This window comes from Peterkaempfera bronchialis (genome assembly GCF_003258605.2).
In the GTDB taxonomy this organism is placed as follows: Bacteria; Actinomycetota; Actinomycetes; order Streptomycetales; family Streptomycetaceae; genus Peterkaempfera; species Peterkaempfera bronchialis.
Window position 1 is genome coordinate 6,422,817 of record NZ_CP031264.1, and the last position, 15,419, is coordinate 6,438,235.

Consider the following 15,419-nt stretch of genomic DNA (forward strand, 5'->3'; position numbering starts at 1 on the left):
ACCGTGACGACGATGTCGGTGGAGCAGAGGATCGCCGAGGAGCTCGGCGTACGCGAAGGGCAGGTGACCGCCGCCGTCGGACTGCTGGACGGCGGAGCCACCGTGCCCTTCATCGCCCGCTACCGCAAGGAAGCGACCGGCATGCTCGACGATGCGCAGCTGCGCACCCTCGAAGAGCGGCTGCGCTACCTGCGCGAACTGGAGGAGCGGCGCACCGCGATCCTGGAGTCCGTCGAGGCCCAGGGCAAGCTGGACGACGCGCTGCGCGGCCGGATCATGGCGGCCGACTCCAAGGCCCGCCTGGAGGACATCTACCTCCCGTACAAGCCCAAGCGCCGCACCAAGGCGCAGATCGCCCGCGAGGCCGGCCTGGAGCCGCTCGCCGACCTGCTGCTCGGCGACCCCTCGCAGGACCCGCTGACCGCCGCCGCGCCGTATGCCGACCCCGGCAAGGGCGTCGCCGACACCGCCGCCGCCCTGGAGGGCGCCCGCGCCATCCTGGTGGAGCGGTTCGCCGAGGACGCCGACCTGATCGGCGAGCTGCGCGAGCGGATGTGGACCCGGGGCCGGCTGGTCGCCAAGGTGCGCGACGGCAAGGAGCAGGACGGCGCCAAGTTCGCCGACTACTTCGACTTCGCCGAGCCGTTCACCAAGCTCCCCTCGCACCGCATCCTGGCGATGTTCCGGGGCGAGAAGGAGGACGTGCTCGACCTCACCCTGGAGCCGGAGGAGGAGTCCGCCGCCGAGCAGACCGGCCCCACCGGCTATGAGCAGCGGATCGCCCGGCGGTTCGGCATCGCCGACCGGGGCCGCCCCGCCGACCGCTGGCTCCAGGAGACCGTCCGCTGGGCCTGGCGCACCCGCGTCCTGGTCCGGCTCGGCATCGACCAGCGCACCCGGCTGCGCCAGGAGGCCGAGGAGGAGGCGGTACGGGTCTTCGCCACCAACCTGCGCGACCTGCTGCTGGCCGCACCCGCCGGCACCCGCGCCACCATGGGCCTGGACCCGGGCTTCCGCACCGGCGTCAAGGTCGCCGTGGTCGACGCCACCGGCAAGGTCGTCGCCACCGACACCATCCACCCCCATGAGCCGCAGCGCCGCTGGGACGAGTCGATCGCCACGCTGGCCCGGCTGGCCCGCGCCCACCGGGTGGAACTGGTCGCCATCGGCAACGGCACCGCCTCCCGGGAGACCGACAAGCTGGCCGCCGACCTCATCCGGCTCCACCCCGACCTGGGGCTGATCCCGGTGATGGTCTCCGAGGCCGGCGCCTCGGTGTACTCGGCCTCCGCCTACGCCTCCCAGGAACTGCCCGAACTCAATGTCTCGCTGCGCGGCGCCGTCTCCATCGCCCGCCGCCTCCAGGACCCGCTGGCCGAACTGGTCAAGATCGACCCCAAGTCGATCGGCGTCGGCCAGTACCAGCACGACCTCTCCGAGGTGAAGCTCTCCCGCTCCCTGGACGCCGTGGTCGAGGACTGCGTCAACGGCGTCGGCGTCGACGTCAACACCGCCTCCGCGCCGCTGCTCACCCGGGTCTCCGGGATCAGCGCGAGCCTGGCCGAGAACATCGTGCTGCACCGCGACGCCAACGGCCCGTTCCGCACCCGCAAGGCGCTCAAGGACGTGGCCCGGCTCGGCCCCAAGGCTTTCGAGCAGTGCGCGGGCTTTCTGCGCATCCCGGGCGGCGACGACCCGCTGGACGGCTCCAGCGTCCACCCCGAGGCGTACCCCGTGGTGCGGCGCATCCTCGACGCCACCGGCGGCGACCTCCGGGCGCTGATCGGCAACGGCTCGGTGCTGCGCTCGCTCAAGCCCGGCGAGTTCGCCGACGGCACCTTCGGCGTGCCGACCGTCACCGACATCCTCAAGGAGTTGGAGAAGCCGGGCCGCGACCCCCGGCCCGCCTTCCGCACGGCCACCTTCAAGGAGGGCGTCGACAAAATCTCCGACCTGCTGCCCGGCATGCTGCTGGAGGGCGTGGTCACCAATGTCGCGGCGTTCGGCGCCTTTGTGGACGTGGGCGTGCACCAGGACGGGCTGGTCCATGTCTCCGCCATGTCCAAGAACTTCGTCAAGGACCCGCGTGACGTGGTGAAGTCCGGCGATGTGGTCCGGGTCAAGGTGCTCGACGTGGACGTCCCGCGCAAGCGGATCTCGCTCACCCTGCGCCTGGACGACGAGGCCGGGCCGGGCGGCGGCGGCCAGCGTCCGCAGCAGGGCGCCGGGCGCGGGGAGCGGGAGCGGTCAGGACGCCCGCCCCGTCAGCAGCGCGGCGGCGGCTCCGGTGCCCTGCCCCCGGCCGGCGGCGCCATGGCCGACGCCCTGCGCCGGGCGGGTCTGGCCGGCCCCGAGCGCCGGGGACGCTGACAGCCACAGCCGCTGACATCCCACGGCCGCATCCGGGCGTCGCAGTAGGCGCCCGGGTGCGGTCGGTGACGGCTTCCCGATCTTTTCGGAAGCCTCACAGGCTCCCTCTGATTTCTCCCCCATGGTCCGCTTAGGCTCCGTGAACACGCCAAGCAATGCGGACCCCCGGCGATCCCGGTGGTGCAAGACCTACGGGAAGACGGATGGACTACTGCTCGTCATGCCGGCGCCACGTCAACGGGGCCTATACCTGCCCGGGGTGCGGCAGCTCTGAGCTGACCGCCGCCCCCGTGCACGCCACGGCCCCGCTGCCGGCCGTCCCGGAAGAGGACGTCCCGTCGCCGTCCGTCGCCGGTCCCGCCGCCCCATCCCGTGCGGCGGGTCGGCGGCGCACGGTGCGGCGGCGTCGGCGGCGCGGGGTGGTGATCGCCGCCGCAGCCGGGCTGGTGGTCACCGGGCTCACCGCCGCCGCCCTCTCCTCCGGCAGCCTCACCGGCCTGGTCACCCAGGCCGAACCGGGCCCCTCCGACACCACCCCCGGCAGCACGGGCGCCCCCGACCGCAGCGTCGAGGGTTCGGCGTCCGCAGCGGCGCCGACCGCCTCCGGCGGGACCGTGGAACCGCAGCGGTCGGCGGCATCCGCTGGCCCCAGCGGGTCGCCGTCGGCGACCGTCTCCGGGTCCGCCTCTCCGGGTGTCTCGGTGTCGCCGAGCGGTTCGGTGTCGGCCGCCCCGGTGGAGAGCCCCGCCGCCTCCGGCGAACCCGTCGGCCGCCCCGCCTCCACCCCGCCCGAGACCGCCGCCCCGGCCCCCGACGACCCCGACCCCGACCCGGCCACCCCCACCCCGACACCCCCGCCCCCCACCCCACCCCCAAGCGCGAGCCCGTCGCCGACCTGCACCTCGCACATCCTGTGGTGGTGCACGGACTGAGGGAGTGCCTGCGGCGCAGGTCGGGGAGTACGAGGAGACGACCCCGAGCCCGTCGCCGACCTGCACCGCGCACATCCTGTGGTGTTGGCCCGGCTGAGGGGGTGCATGCGGCGCTGGTCGGGGGAGTACGAGGAGACGACCCCGAGCCCGTCGCTGACCTGCACCGCGCACATCCTGTGGTGTTGGCCGGGCTGAGGGGGTGCATGCGGCGCTGGTCGGGGGAGTACGGGGGTGGTGCCCGGGCTGAGGGGTGCCTGCGGCGCTGGTCGGGGAGTACGAGGAGACGACCCCGAGTCCGTCGCCGACCTGCACCGCACACATCGTGGTGGTGCACGGGCTGAGGGGCGCCTGCGGCGCAAGTCGGGGGGTGCGGGGGTGGTGGTGGCCGGGCTGAGTGGTGCCTGCGGCGCTGGTCGGGGGAGTGTGGGGAGACGACCCCGGCCCCGAGCCCGTCGCTGACCTGTAGCTCGCACATCCTGTGGGGTGGCCGGGCTGAGGGGTGCATGCGGCGTTGGTCGGGGGAGTGCGGGGAGACGTCCCCGACCCGGCCACCCCACCCGGCCCCGGGCCGCAGGCACACCGCTCGCGGCCGGCGCCGCAGGCGCCCCGGTGGCGGCTGGGTGTGCGGGTCGGGTCCGCATGTGCGGGAATCGATTGACCGGGCGATCACCAGGGCCCAGGATGCGGTGCAGAGCGCGGCCCGCGCCGCCGCGCCGCCCGGCCCCGGAGGAAGCGAGCCCATGGCACTCGACGCCGACGTCATCGTGATCGGAGCGGGCCTGTCCGGTCTGGTCGCCACCGCCGAACTGGCGGCCGCCGGGCGCCGGGTGGTGCTGCTGGACCAGGAGCCCGCCGCCTCCCTGGGCGGGCAGGCGCACTGGTCCTTCGGCGGCCTCTTCCTGGTGGACTCGCCCGAGCAGCGGCGGCTCCGCATCCGCGACTCCCACGAACTGGCCTGGCAGGACTGGCAGGGCAGCGCCGGATTCGACCGCGACGAGGACCACTGGCCGCGCCGCTGGGCCGAGGCGTATGTCGCCTTCGCGGCGGGCGAGAAGCGGGCCTGGCTGCGCAGCCTCGGCATCCGCTTCTTCCCGGTGGTCGGCTGGGCCGAGCGCGGCGGCTACCTGGCGACCGGCCACGGCAACTCGGTGCCCCGCTTCCACATCACCTGGGGCACCGGGCCCGCCGTGGTCGAGCCGTTCGCCCGCCGGGTCCGCGAGGCCGCCGCCCGGGGCACCGTGCAGCTGCGCTTCCGCCACCGGGTGACCGCGCTCACCCGTACCGGAGGGACGGTGGACGGCGTACGCGGCGAGGTGCTGGCCCCGGACGGGGCGGAGCGCGGGACCGCCAGCTCCCGGGAGGTGGTCGGCGACTTCCACCTGCGCGCCCAGGCCGTGGTGGTCACCTCCGGCGGCATCGGCGGCAACCACGACCTGGTCCGCGCCCACTGGCCGGAACGGCTCGGCACCCCGCCGGCCAGGATGCTCTCCGGGGTGCCCGACCATGTGGACGGCCTGATGCTCGGGGTCGCCGAGCGGGCCGGTGCCCGCCATGTCAACCGCGACCGGATGTGGCACTACACCGAGGGCATCGAGAACTGGGACCCGATCTGGAGCCGCCACGGCATCCGCATCCTGCCCGGCCCCTCCTCGCTCTGGCTGGATGCGCGCGGTAACCGGCTGCCGGTACCGCTCTTCCCCGGCTTCGACACCCTGGGCACCCTCCAGCACATCACGACCACCGGGCACGACCACACCTGGTTTGTGCTCACCCAGCGGATCATCGAGAAGGAGTTCGCCCTCTCCGGCTCCGAGCAGAACCCCGACCTCACCGGGAAGAGCGTGCGCGGCGTCCTCGGCCGCGCCCTGCCCGGCGCCACCGGGCCCGTCGAGGCGTTCAAGCGGCACGGCCCGGACTTCACGGTCGCCGACGACCTCGCCGAGCTGGTCCGGGGCATGAACCGGATCACCGGCGAGCCGTTGATCGACGAGGCCGCGCTGCGCCGTGAGATCACCGCCCGCGACCGGGAGTTGGGCAACCCGTTCACCAAGGACCTCCAGCTCACCGCCGTCCATGGCGCCCGCCGCTACCTCGGGGACCGGCTGATCCGAGTCGCCGCCCCGCACCGCCTGCTGGACCCCAAGGCCGGGCCGCTGATCGCGGTCCGGCTGAACATCCTCACCCGCAAGTCGCTGGGCGGTCTGGAGACCGACCTCGACGCCCGGGTGCTGCGGGCCGGCGGCGAGCCGCTGCCCGGCCTCTATGCCGCCGGGGAGGCGGCGGGCTTCGGCGGCGGGGGGATGCACGGCTACCGCTCGCTGGAGGGCACCTTCCTCGGCGGCTGCCTCTTCTCCGGCCGCGCCGCAGGCCGTGCCGCCGCCCGGGCAACTGCCTGACGTCCTGTCAACTGCTGCTGCTCAGTGCTCGCTTACCCGCCCGTCGGCGACCTCGATCCGCCGGGTGGTGTGCACCGCCTCCAGCATCCGCCGGTCATGCGTCACCAGCAGCAGCGTCCCCGGGAAGGACGCCAGCGCCGACTCCAACTGCTCGATCGCGGGCAGGTCCAGATGGTTGGTGGGCTCGTCCAGCACCAGCAGGTTCACCCCGCGCGCCTGGAGCAGCGCCAGCGCCGCCCGGGTCCGCTCACCCGGCGACAGCGTGGCCGCCGGTCGCAGCACATGGTGCGCCTTCAGGCCGAACTTGGCCAGCAGCGTCCGCACATCCGCCGGTGCCAGCTCCGGCACCGCCGCCCCGAAGGCGTCCAGCAGCACATCAGCGCCGTAGAAGAGGCCCCGCGCCTGGTCCACCTCGCCGACCACCACGCCCGGGCCCAGCGAGGCATGCCCCGCGTCCAGCGGCAGCCGGCCCAGCAGCGCTGCCAGCAGGGTGGACTTGCCGGAGCCGTTGGCGCCGGTGATCGCCACCCGGTCCGCCCAGTCGATCTGGAGGTCCACCGGGCCGAAGGAGAAGTCCCCGCGCCGCACCCGTGCGTCCCGCAGCGTCGCCACCACCGCCCCGGCGCGCGGCGCCACGGCGATCTCCATCCGCAGCTCCCACTCCTTGCGCGGCTCCTCGACCACCTCCAGCCGCTCGATCAGCCGCTCCGTCTGGCGTGCCTTGGCCGCCTGCTTCTCGGTGGACTCACTGCGGAACTTGCGGCCCATCTTGTCGTTGTCGGTCGCCTTGCGGCGGGCGTTCTTGACGCCCTTCTCCATCCACGACCGCTGGGTGCGGGCCCGCGTCTCCAGCGACGCCCGGGTGTCCGCGTACTCCTCGTACTCCTCGCGGGCGTGCCGCCGGGCCACCTCCCGCTCCTCCAGGTACGCCGCATAGCCGCCGCCGTAGCCGCGCACCAGCTGCTGGGCCAGGTCCAGCTCGACCACCCGGTTGACCGTCCGGGCCAGGAACTCGCGGTCGTGGCTCACCACCACCGCCCCGGCGCGCAGCCCGGCGACAAACGCCTCCAGCCGTTCCAGGCCGTCCAGGTCCAGGTCGTTGGTCGGCTCGTCCAGCAGGAAGATGTCGTACCGGCTGAGCAGCAGCGACGCCAGCCCGGCGCGGGCCGCCTGGCCGCCGGAGAGCGCCGTCATCGGCTGCTCCAGGTCGACCTTGAGGCCGAGGGCGTCCGCCACCTCCTCGGCCCGCTCCTCCAGGTCGGCGCCGCCCAGGTCCAGCCAGCGCTCCAGGCCGACCGCATAGGCGTCGTCCGCGCCCGGGGCGCCGTCGACCAGCGCCTGGGTGGCGGCGTCCAGGGCCAGCTGCGCGGCGGCCACGCCGGTCCGCCGGGCCAGGAACGCACGCACGGTCTCGCCGGGGCGGCGGTCCGGCTCCTGGGGGAGGTGGCCCACATTGGCGGTCGGCGGGCTGAGCCGCAGGGTGCCCTGCTCGGGTGTGTCCAGCCCGGCGAGCAGGCGCAGCAGAGTGGACTTCCCCGCGCCGTTGGCCCCGACCAGCCCGACGAGGTCGCCGGGGGCGACGACCAGGTCGAGTCCGGTGAAGAGCGGGCGGTCGCCGTGCCCGGCGGCGAGGTTCTTGGCGACGAGTGTGGCAGTCATGAGGAGGCCGATCCTATCGGGATCAGCGGCAGGAGCCGTTTTCGTCCCGGCAGCCGGGGAATCCGCGCCTTATGGTGCAAATCGGGTACACGATGATGACCGAGCAGGCCGGACCGCGTGCACTGGTGGACCATGTGGTGCGGGCGGAGCAGGTCGGTTTCGACTTCTCCGTCATCTCCGACCACTCCTTTCCGTGGCTGGACGCGCAGGGCCACGCACCGTACGCCTGGAGTGTGCTGGGCGCGGCGGCGTGGGCGACCTCGCGGATTCCGCTGATGACCTATGTGACCTGCCCGACCATGCGCTACCACCCGGCGGTGGTGGCGCAGAAGGCGGCCACCGTGCAGTTGCTCTCCGAGGGCCGCTTCCGGCTGGGGCTGGGCGCGGGCGAGAACCTCAACGAGCATGTGGTGGGCGCCGGATGGCCGGTGGTCGATGTGCGCCACGAGATGCTGGAGGAGGCTGTGGAGATCATCCGGGCCCTCTTCGCCGGCGGCTATGTCAGCCACCACGGCGCCCACTTCGACGTGGAGTCCGCCAGGCTCTGGGACCTGCCGGACCGGCCGCCGCCGATCGGGATCGCCGTCTCCGGGGAGCAGTCCTGCTCGCTCGCCGGGCGGCTGGGCGACCTGGTGATCGCCGTGGAGCCCAAGGGCGGCCTGCTGGACTCCTTCGACCGGCACGGCGGCGCGGGCAAGCCCCGGGTGGGCCAGCTGCCGGTCTGCTACGACCCGGACCGGGAGGCCGCGGTGGCCCGCGCGTATGAGCAGTTCCGCTGGTTCGCGGGCGGCTGGAAGGTCAACTCCGAGCTGCCCGGCACGGCAGGGTTCGCCTCCGCCACGCAGTTCGTCCGCCCGGAGGACGTCGCCGCCGCCATCCCCTGCGGTGACGACGTGGAGCTGTTCGCCGACGCGGTGCGGCCCTTTGTGGAGGCCGGATTCACCGAGGTCGCCCTGGTGCAGGTCGGCGGCGACGCCCAGTATCCGTTCCTGGACTGGGCGGAGAAGGCCCTGCTGCCCGCGCTGCGGGAGCTGTGAGTCCCGGCACCGCGGACCGGCGGCACGAGGAGGACCAGATGGACGGCGCACCGACCCTCGGCATCGACCCCGGGCAGCTCGACGAGAGCGTGCTCATGCACGAGCTGGAGCAGATCCACCGCACCCGCCATGAGACGCTGCTGCACGGCTCCGCCGAGGCGCTGGACCGGCACACCTCGCGGATGGCGGAGCTGGAGGAGGAGTACCTGCGCCGCCACCCGGAGCGGATGGTGACCGCCGGCCGGACCCGGCTCGGTGCCCGGGCCCGCACCCATGCGGAGGGCACCGACCCGGACGCCCCCCGCGGCCTGGCCTGACCCCCGCCCCGGCCCCACACGCCCCGGCCCCACACGCCCCGGCCCCGCCGCCCCGGCCCCGCGCCCTGACTCCGCCGTCCCGGCCCCCCGCTCCGGCCCCCGCTTCGGTTTCGCGCGCTTAGGCCCCGAGCCGCCGCCCCCCGCTCCGACCCCGGCCACCGCGCCTCCCACCCCACCGCCCTATGACTCCGCCGCCCTGACTCCGCTCTCCCGCTCCGACCCCGCCGCCGGGCGTGGTGTCACCGGAGCAGGGCCGGCCGGTCGGGGAAGCGGTGCTGGGCCAGCGCCTCCGCGAACGCCTCCGCAAACCGCCCCGCGCAGGACGCATCGCCGCCCGCCGTCACCACCCCGCGCTCCGAGGCGACCTCCCCGGACGGGGAAGCGCCCCGGTCCGCCCCGGGGCCCAGCAACCGCACGCCCGCGCCGAGCCCGCCGACCGGCTTGCCGTGCCGGTACGCCTCGGTGACAAAGCGCAGCGCGTCCGGCTCCGCCGAGAGCGCCGCCGCCGACTCGTCGCCACCGGCCACCACGACCGCGTCGTACAGCACCGAGGCCATGGTCGGCAGCGCCCGGTCCACGGCGAAGGCGGACCCGTCCGCAGCGCGCACCGAGCCGTCCCGGGGCGCCAGCACCTCGACCCGTACGCCCCGCGCGGCCAGTCCCTCCCGGACCGCCGCGACCTGCCCGGCGTCCACGCCGTCGGCAGCCAGCACCGCCACCTTGCGGGTCGCCGGGTCGCCGGCCAGCAGATTGGCCTGGCTGAGCGCGGGGGAGGCGGCGTTGTGGCCGCCCCCGGCCGGCTTCGCGGGCGGGGTGACGCCGATGCCCTCGGCGACGGCGGTGGCCAGACCGTGGTCGACGTGGTTGAGGTTCTCCACCATGCGCTCGCGTACGGGCACGTTCTCCACCTTGCCCAGCTCGAACCGGAACGCCGCCACGATGTGCTGCCGCTCCCAGTCCGACATGCTGTTCCAGAAGAGCGTGGCCTGGCTGTAGTGGTCCTGGAAGGAGTCGCTGCGGCGGCGGATCGCGTCGCCGTCCACCCGCCGCTGGTAGTGGGTGAAGACGCCCGCCGCGAGGTCGGCGCCAGCCCCGGCGTGCGCCGGGCAGCCGCCGCCCAGCGAGTTGGGGAAGTAGCTGGTGCCCGACTGGATCACCTGCTGGCCGTAGCCGTCGCGGTGGTTGCTGCTCACCTCGGCGACCGGCCGGTTGACCGGCAGCTGCGAGAAGTTGGGGCCGCCCAGCCGGATCAGCTGGGTGTCCAGGTAGGAGAAGTTGCGGCCTTGCAGCAGCGGGTCGTTGGTGAAGTCGATGCCGGGCACGATGTTGGCGGTGTGGAAGGCCACCTGCTCGGTCTCGGCGAAGAAGTTCTGCGGGTTGCGGTCCAGCACCATCCGGCCGATCGGCCGTACCGGCACCTGCTCCTCCGGGATGATCTTGGTGGAGTCCAGCAGGTCGAAGTCGAACGCGAACTCGTCCTCCTCCGGCACCAGTTGCACCCCCAGCTCCCACTCCGGGTAGTCGCCCGCCGCGATGGCCTCCCACAGGTCGCGGCGGTTGAAGTCCGGGTCGCGGCCCGCCGCGATCTGCGCCTCGTCCCACACCAGCGACGCCACACCGAGCCGGGGCTTCCAGTGGAACTTCACCAGGGTGCCGCGCCCCTCCGCGTTGACGAAGCGGAAGGTGTGCACACCGAAGCCCTGCATCATCCGGAAGCTGCGGGGGATCGCCCGGTCCGACATCAGCCACATCAGCATGTGGGTGGTCTCCGGCTGGAGCCCGCAGAAGTCCCAGAAGGTGTCATGCGCCGACGCCCCGGTGGGCATCTCGTTCTGCGGCTCCATCTTCACCGCGTGCACGAAGTCCGGGAACTTGATGGCGTCCTGGATGAAGAAGACCGGGAAGTTGTTGCCCACCAGGTCGTAGTTGCCGTGCCGGGTGTAGAACTTGGTCGCGAAGCCGCGTACGTCCCGCACCGTGTCCGCCGACCCGCGCGGCCCCTGCACGGTCGAGAACCGCACAAAGACCGGAGTGCGCCGCCCCGCCTCCTGGAGGAAGTCGGCGCAGGTGTACTCCGCCAGCGACGCATACGGCTCGAAGAACCCGTACGCGCCCGACCCCCGGGCGTGCACCACCCGCTCCGGGATCCGCTCATGGTCGAAGTGGGTGACCTTCTCCCGGAAGTGGAAGTCCTCCAGCAGCGTCGGCCCCCGGTCGCCGGCCCGTAGCGCATTGTCGGTGTCATCGACGCGGACACCCTGGTCGGTCGTCAGCGACGGCTTCGGAGGGTCGCGGAACTCCTCCAACTGCCGGTCCTTCTCGTCCTCCCGCCCAGCGCCGCTACCCGTGGTCTCCGGCCCTACGGCCATGGTGGTGCTCCCTCTCGAACGGTCCGGCGATGCGTACACCGCCCTGCGGTCCGCCCCCGGTACCCGAGCCGATCGCGATCATGCACCTGCGGAGCGCCGTCGCCCATACGGACGCCCCCCGCGATCGACCCGGCATGAACCGCTCGGCCCGGGGTACCGCACCGGGCTGCCGTACCGCGCACCGCGGGCGGCACCCCGACACCCCGTGGAGGAACCGACCATGGCCGAGATCAGCCCCATCGACGTGCAGAAGGCCCTGTCCGGCGTCGACTACCCCTGCGATCGCGACCAGCTCGCCAAGCGCGCCACCGACAACGGCGCCGACAAGCGGCTGGTCGAGCGCATCCGCAAGCTCGACACCAAGACCTTCCAGAACCCCGCCGAGGTCAGCAAGGCCCTCTTCAAGCACGCCTGACCCGCCCGCGTCCCCCGCCCGCCGACCGGCGGGCGGGGAACGCCAGCCCCACCGGAGGCCGTATGAACACCACCGCCGGCCGCTGGAGGCGGGCCGTGGTCACCGGCGGAGCCGGCTTCGTCGGCTCCCACCTGTGCACCGCGCTGCTCGACCGAGGCACCCAGGTCGTCTGTGTCGACGACTTCTCCACCGGCACCCCCGACAATGTCGCCCACCTCGCCCGCCGGGACGGCTTCACCGTGCTGCGGGCCGACATCTGCCGACCCTTCGACGTGGACGGCCGCATCGACCTGGTGCTGCACTTCGCCTCCCCGGCCTCGCCCGCCGACTACCAGCGGCTGCCGCTGCACACCCTGGACACCGGCAGCCTCGGCACCCGCAACGCGCTGGCGCTGGCCCGCACCCACAAGGCCCGCTTCATCCTCGCCTCCACCTCCGAGGTCTACGGCGACCCGCTCCAGCACCCGCAGAGCGAGGGCTACTGGGGCAACGTCAACCCGGTCGGCCCGCGCAGCGTCTACGACGAGGCCAAGCGGTTCGCCGAGGCGCTCACCACCGCCGATGCGGCCGTCCGGGGGACCAACGCCGCCATCGTCCGCCTCTTCAACACCTACGGCCCCCGGATGCGCGCCCGCGATGGCCGGGCCGTCCCCACCTTCATCCGGCAGGCCCTGGCCGGGGAGCCGATCACGGTCACCGGCGACGGCAGCCAGACCCGCTCCCTCACCTATATCGACGACACCGTGCGCGGCGTCCTCGCGCTGGCCGCAGCCGACCTCGCCGGGCCGGTGAACATCGGCAACCCCTATGAGCTGACCATGGTCGACCTCGCCCGGCTGATCATCGCGCTCACCGGCTCGACCTCGGAGCTGCGGTACATCGAGCGCCCTACCGACGACCCCGCCGTACGCCGCCCCGATGTCGCCCTCGCCAGGGACAAGCTCCAGTGGGAGCCGCTCACCGACCCCGAGGAGGGGCTGCGCCGCACCATCACCTGGTGCCGCGCCAACCCCGAGAGCTGAACGGGCCCGCGAGCCGACGGGCCGGGGGCGGGCAGACCACAGAGCCGCCAGACCCGTGAGCCGCCAGACCCGTGAACCGGCGGACCTGCGACCGAAAGGCTCCGACCCCATGCGCATCCTCGGCATCAACGCCCTCTTCCACGACCCGGCGGCGGCCCTGGTCATCGACGGCCGCACCGTCGCCGCGGCCGAGGAGGAGCGGTTCTCCCGGCGCAAGCACGGCAAGCGCCCGGTCCCCTTCTCCGCCTGGGAACTCCCCGAACAGGCCGCCGCCTGGTGCCTCGCCCAGGCCGGGCTGCGCCCCCAGGACCTCGACGCCGTCGCCTACTCCTTCGACCCCGACCTGGCCCGACCCGCCGACACCCTCGGCCTGGACGACCCCTGGGACCACCTGCGCCTCGACTACGCCCGGCAGGCCCCGTACTTCCTCGCCGCCGCCCTGCCCGGCCTGGACCCCGCCGCCGTGCACTTCGTCCCCCACCACCTCGCCCACGCCGCCTCCGCCACCCACGCCGCCCCCGACGCCGAGACCTGTTCAGCGCTGGTCCTCGACGGGCGCGGCGAGGCCGCCTCCCACCTCGCCGCCCGGCGCGTCCACGACCGCCTGGAACCCCTGTACGCCCAGCAGTTGCCGCACTCCCTCGGCCTGGTCTACGAGGAACTCACCGAACACCTGGGCTTTCTGCGCTCCTCCGACGAGTACAAGGTCATGGCGCTGGCCTCGCACGGCACCCCGAGGCTGCTCCCCGAACTGCGCCGCCATGTGTACTCCACCGGCGACGGCGGCTTCCACGCGGTCCGGGTGCCCTGGGCGGAGCTGGCCCGCCCGCGCAGGCCCGCCGAAGCCTGGACCCAGGACCACGCCGACCTGGCCGCCAGTGCCCAGCACTGCCTGGAGGAGGTGCTGCTGGACCTGGTCCGCTGGCTGCACGGCCGCACCGGAGACCGGCTGCTCGCCATGGCCGGGGGAGTGGCGCTCAACTGCGTCGCCAACTCGCGTATCGCCCGGGAGGGCCCCTTCGACCGGGTCTGGGTGCAGCCGGCCGCCGGGGACGCCGGAACCGCCCTCGGCGGCGCCCTCCATCTGGCCGCCACCGGCGGCGACCGGCCCGCGCCGATGCCCGGCGCCGACCTGGGCCGAGGCTGGTCGGACGCCGAACTGGAGGCATGGCTGAAGACCGCCGGGGTCCCCTACGACCGCCCCGCCGACATCGCCGCCGAGGTGGCCGAGGCGCTGGCCGCCGACCGGATCGTGGCCTGGTTCCAGGGCCGCGCCGAGTACGGGCCCCGTGCGCTCGGCCACCGCTCGCTGCTCGCCCACCCGGGGCACTCCGGCAACCTGGAGCGGCTCAATGACGTCAAGGGCCGCGAGCAGTTCCGGCCGGTCGCGCCGATGGTGACGGCCGAACGGGCGGCCGGGATCTTCGACGGGCCGCTGCCCAGTCCGTACATGCTCTTCGTCCACCGGGTCGCCCCCCAGTGGCGCGACCGCATCCCGGCCGTGGTCCATGTCGACGGCACCGCCCGCATCCAGACCGTCGACCGGGCCGCCGAACCACTGGTCGCCCGGATGCTGGACCGCTTCGAGCAGCTGACCGGGCTGCCCGTGGTCGTCAACACCAGCCTCAACACCGCCGGTCGGCCCATGGTGGACGATCCGCGCGACGCCCTGGAGTGCTTCGGCTCCGCCCCCGTGGACCTGCTCGCGCTGGGACCCTTCGCGGTCCGGCGCAACCGGATGTTCGCCGGCGGCAGCGACCCTCACGGCAGCGACCCTCACGGCAGCGACCCTCACGGCACCGACCCTCACGGCACCGACCCCCAGGAGGCGGCATGATGATCGGCACCGGCTACTCGGTGGTCATCCCCACCCTTGGCCGCCCCAGCCTCACCGCCTGCCTGCACGCCCTGGCGGCCTGTTCGGGTCCGCCGCCCCGGCGGGTCGTCCTGGTGGACGACCGGCCGCTGGACGACTGCCGGCCGCTGCCGGTCGCCGTACCCGAGGCGCTGCGCGGCCGGGTGCTCACCCTGGCCGGCTGCGGCAACGGCCCCGCCGCCGCCCGCAACATCGGCTGGCGCAGCACCGAGGAACCCTGGGTGGCCTTCCTGGACGACGACGTCCTGCCGGGCCCCACCTGGGCCGCCGACCTCACCGCCGACCTGCGGGCCGCCGGGCCGCAGGTCGGCGCCGTACAGGGCCGCATCCGGGTCCCGCTGCCCGAGGACCGCCGCCCCACCGACGGGGAACGCGGCACCGCCGGTCTGGCCACCGCCCTCTGGATCACCGCCGACATGGCCTACCGGCGGGCCGCCCTGGAGTCGGTCGGCGGCTTCGACGAGCGCTTCCGCCGCGCGTTCCGCGAGGACGCCGACCTGGCGCTGCGCACCCTGGACGCCGGCTGGACGATCAGCATGGGCCGCCGCCGCACCACCCACCCCGTACGGCCCGCCGACCGGCTCGCCTCGGTACGCGCCCAGGCAGGCAACGCCGATGACGCGCTGATGACCCGGCTGCACGGCCGCGACTGGTGGACCCGCGCCCAGGCCCCGCGCGGGCGGCTCCGCAGCCATCTGGCCGTCACCGCCGCCGCCCTCGCCGCCCTCGGCTGCGCCGCCGCCCGCCGCCGGACCCCCGCCCTGCTCTTCGCCGGGGCGTGGGCGCTGGGCACCGCCCAGTTCGCGGCCACCCGGATCCTGCCGGGCCCGCGCACTGCGGACGAGGTCGCCACCATGGCCGCGACCAGCGTCCTCATCCCGCCCGTGGCGTCACTCCATTGGCTGCGCGGCCGGGTCCGGTACCGCGCCGCCCGGCCCTGGCCCGCAGGCTCGGACGGTGCCCCGGCGGAGGCCGCACCGGCGCTGCGGCACACGGTCTGACCTGCGGCAGAAGGGCGCCGACGGG

Annotated in this window: 11 protein-coding genes; 9 read left to right on the forward strand and 2 right to left on the reverse strand. The window is 74.1% G+C overall.

All coding sequences use genetic code 11. The annotated features are described in order from the left end of the window. Window positions 1-12 precede the first annotated feature (12 nt). The 3 genes from C7M71_RS27400 (at window position 13) to C7M71_RS27410 (ending at window position 5,698) form a co-directional block, all read left to right on the forward strand. Window positions 13-2,370, forward strand: a complete 2,358-nt coding sequence (locus C7M71_RS27400; protein WP_111493303.1) for a Tex family protein — start codon at window positions 13-15, stop codon at window positions 2,368-2,370. 290 nt (window positions 2,371-2,660) lie between these two features. Beyond that, window positions 2,661-3,302, forward strand: a complete 642-nt coding sequence (locus tag C7M71_RS27405) for a hypothetical protein (protein ID WP_162824425.1) — start codon at window positions 2,661-2,663, stop codon at window positions 3,300-3,302. 740 nt (window positions 3,303-4,042) lie between these two features. Next, window positions 4,043-5,698 (forward strand): FAD-binding dehydrogenase, encoded by a 1,656-nt coding sequence (locus C7M71_RS27410; RefSeq protein ID WP_111494553.1) that lies wholly within the window; start codon window positions 4,043-4,045, stop codon window positions 5,696-5,698. Window positions 5,699-5,719: 21 nt separating this feature from the next. On the opposite strand, the gene C7M71_RS27415 is transcribed toward C7M71_RS27410, so the two are convergent. Beyond that, window positions 5,720-7,357 carry an ABC-F family ATP-binding cassette domain-containing protein gene (locus C7M71_RS27415; protein ID WP_111494551.1) on the reverse strand — a complete coding sequence of 546 codons (1,638 nt, stop codon included), beginning with the start codon at window positions 7,355-7,357 and terminating at the stop codon, window positions 5,720-5,722. 71 nt (window positions 7,358-7,428) lie between these two features. On the opposite strand from C7M71_RS27415, the gene C7M71_RS27420 reads away from it, so the two are divergent. Then, on the forward strand, window positions 7,429-8,394 hold the full coding sequence (locus C7M71_RS27420) for an LLM class F420-dependent oxidoreductase (RefSeq protein WP_111494549.1): 966 nt from the start codon (window positions 7,429-7,431) through the stop codon (window positions 8,392-8,394). A 38-nt stretch (window positions 8,395-8,432) separates the two neighbouring features. Continuing rightward, window positions 8,433-8,711 carry a DUF6158 family protein gene (locus tag C7M71_RS27425; protein WP_111494555.1) on the forward strand — a complete coding sequence of 93 codons (279 nt, stop codon included), beginning with the start codon at window positions 8,433-8,435 and terminating at the stop codon, window positions 8,709-8,711. Between the two features lie 239 nt (window positions 8,712-8,950). Here the strand turns inward: C7M71_RS27425 and C7M71_RS27430 are convergent, their stop codons facing one another. Continuing rightward, the gene (locus tag C7M71_RS27430; protein WP_111494231.1) at window positions 8,951-11,080 is read right to left on the reverse strand and encodes a catalase; all 2,130 of its coding nucleotides are present in this window, start codon (window positions 11,078-11,080) and stop codon (window positions 8,951-8,953) included. Window positions 11,081-11,300: 220 nt separating this feature from the next. Here C7M71_RS27430 and C7M71_RS27435 point away from each other — a divergent pair, with 220 nt between their 5' ends. The 4 genes from C7M71_RS27435 (at window position 11,301) to C7M71_RS27450 (ending at window position 15,394) form a co-directional block, all read left to right on the forward strand. Next, on the forward strand, window positions 11,301-11,495 hold the full coding sequence (locus tag C7M71_RS27435) for a DUF2795 domain-containing protein (RefSeq protein ID WP_111494233.1): 195 nt from the start codon (window positions 11,301-11,303) through the stop codon (window positions 11,493-11,495). Between the two features lie 62 nt (window positions 11,496-11,557). Further along, a complete protein-coding gene (locus C7M71_RS27440) occupies window positions 11,558-12,517 on the forward strand; it encodes an NAD-dependent epimerase/dehydratase family protein (RefSeq protein WP_111494235.1) in 960 nt (319 codons plus the stop codon). 109 nt (window positions 12,518-12,626) lie between these two features. Further along, window positions 12,627-14,354 carry a carbamoyltransferase family protein gene (locus C7M71_RS27445; protein ID WP_111494237.1) on the forward strand — a complete coding sequence of 576 codons (1,728 nt, stop codon included), beginning with the start codon at window positions 12,627-12,629 and terminating at the stop codon, window positions 14,352-14,354. Then, the gene (locus C7M71_RS27450; RefSeq protein WP_114914608.1) at window positions 14,354-15,394 is read left to right on the forward strand and encodes a glycosyltransferase family 2 protein; all 1,041 of its coding nucleotides are present in this window, start codon (window positions 14,354-14,356) and stop codon (window positions 15,392-15,394) included. The genes C7M71_RS27445 and C7M71_RS27450 overlap by 1 nt, the downstream gene beginning before the upstream one ends. Window positions 15,395-15,419 lie beyond the last annotated feature (25 nt).

What these genes read in the sequence shown, in the direction of transcription:
- C7M71_RS27430 (WP_111494231.1), bottom strand. Translation starts at nt 11,080, where the DNA reads ATGGCCGTAGGGCCGGAGACCACGGGTAGCGGCGCTGGGCGGGAGGAC.
- C7M71_RS27435 (WP_111494233.1), top strand. Translation starts at nt 11,301, where the DNA reads ATGGCCGAGATCAGCCCCATCGACGTGCAGAAGGCCCTGTCCGGCGTC.
- C7M71_RS27400 (WP_111493303.1), top strand. Translation starts at nt 13, where the DNA reads ATGTCGGTGGAGCAGAGGATCGCCGAGGAGCTCGGCGTACGCGAAGGG.
- C7M71_RS27410 (WP_111494553.1), top strand. Translation starts at nt 4,043, where the DNA reads ATGGCACTCGACGCCGACGTCATCGTGATCGGAGCGGGCCTGTCCGGT.
- C7M71_RS27425 (WP_111494555.1), top strand. Translation starts at nt 8,433, where the DNA reads ATGGACGGCGCACCGACCCTCGGCATCGACCCCGGGCAGCTCGACGAG.
- C7M71_RS27440 (WP_111494235.1), top strand. Translation starts at nt 11,558, where the DNA reads ATGAACACCACCGCCGGCCGCTGGAGGCGGGCCGTGGTCACCGGCGGA.
- C7M71_RS27420 (WP_111494549.1), top strand. Translation starts at nt 7,429, where the DNA reads ATGGTGCAAATCGGGTACACGATGATGACCGAGCAGGCCGGACCGCGT.
- C7M71_RS27415 (WP_111494551.1), bottom strand. Translation starts at nt 7,357, where the DNA reads ATGACTGCCACACTCGTCGCCAAGAACCTCGCCGCCGGGCACGGCGAC.
- C7M71_RS27445 (WP_111494237.1), top strand. Translation starts at nt 12,627, where the DNA reads ATGCGCATCCTCGGCATCAACGCCCTCTTCCACGACCCGGCGGCGGCC.
- C7M71_RS27450 (WP_114914608.1), top strand. Translation starts at nt 14,354, where the DNA reads ATGATCGGCACCGGCTACTCGGTGGTCATCCCCACCCTTGGCCGCCCC.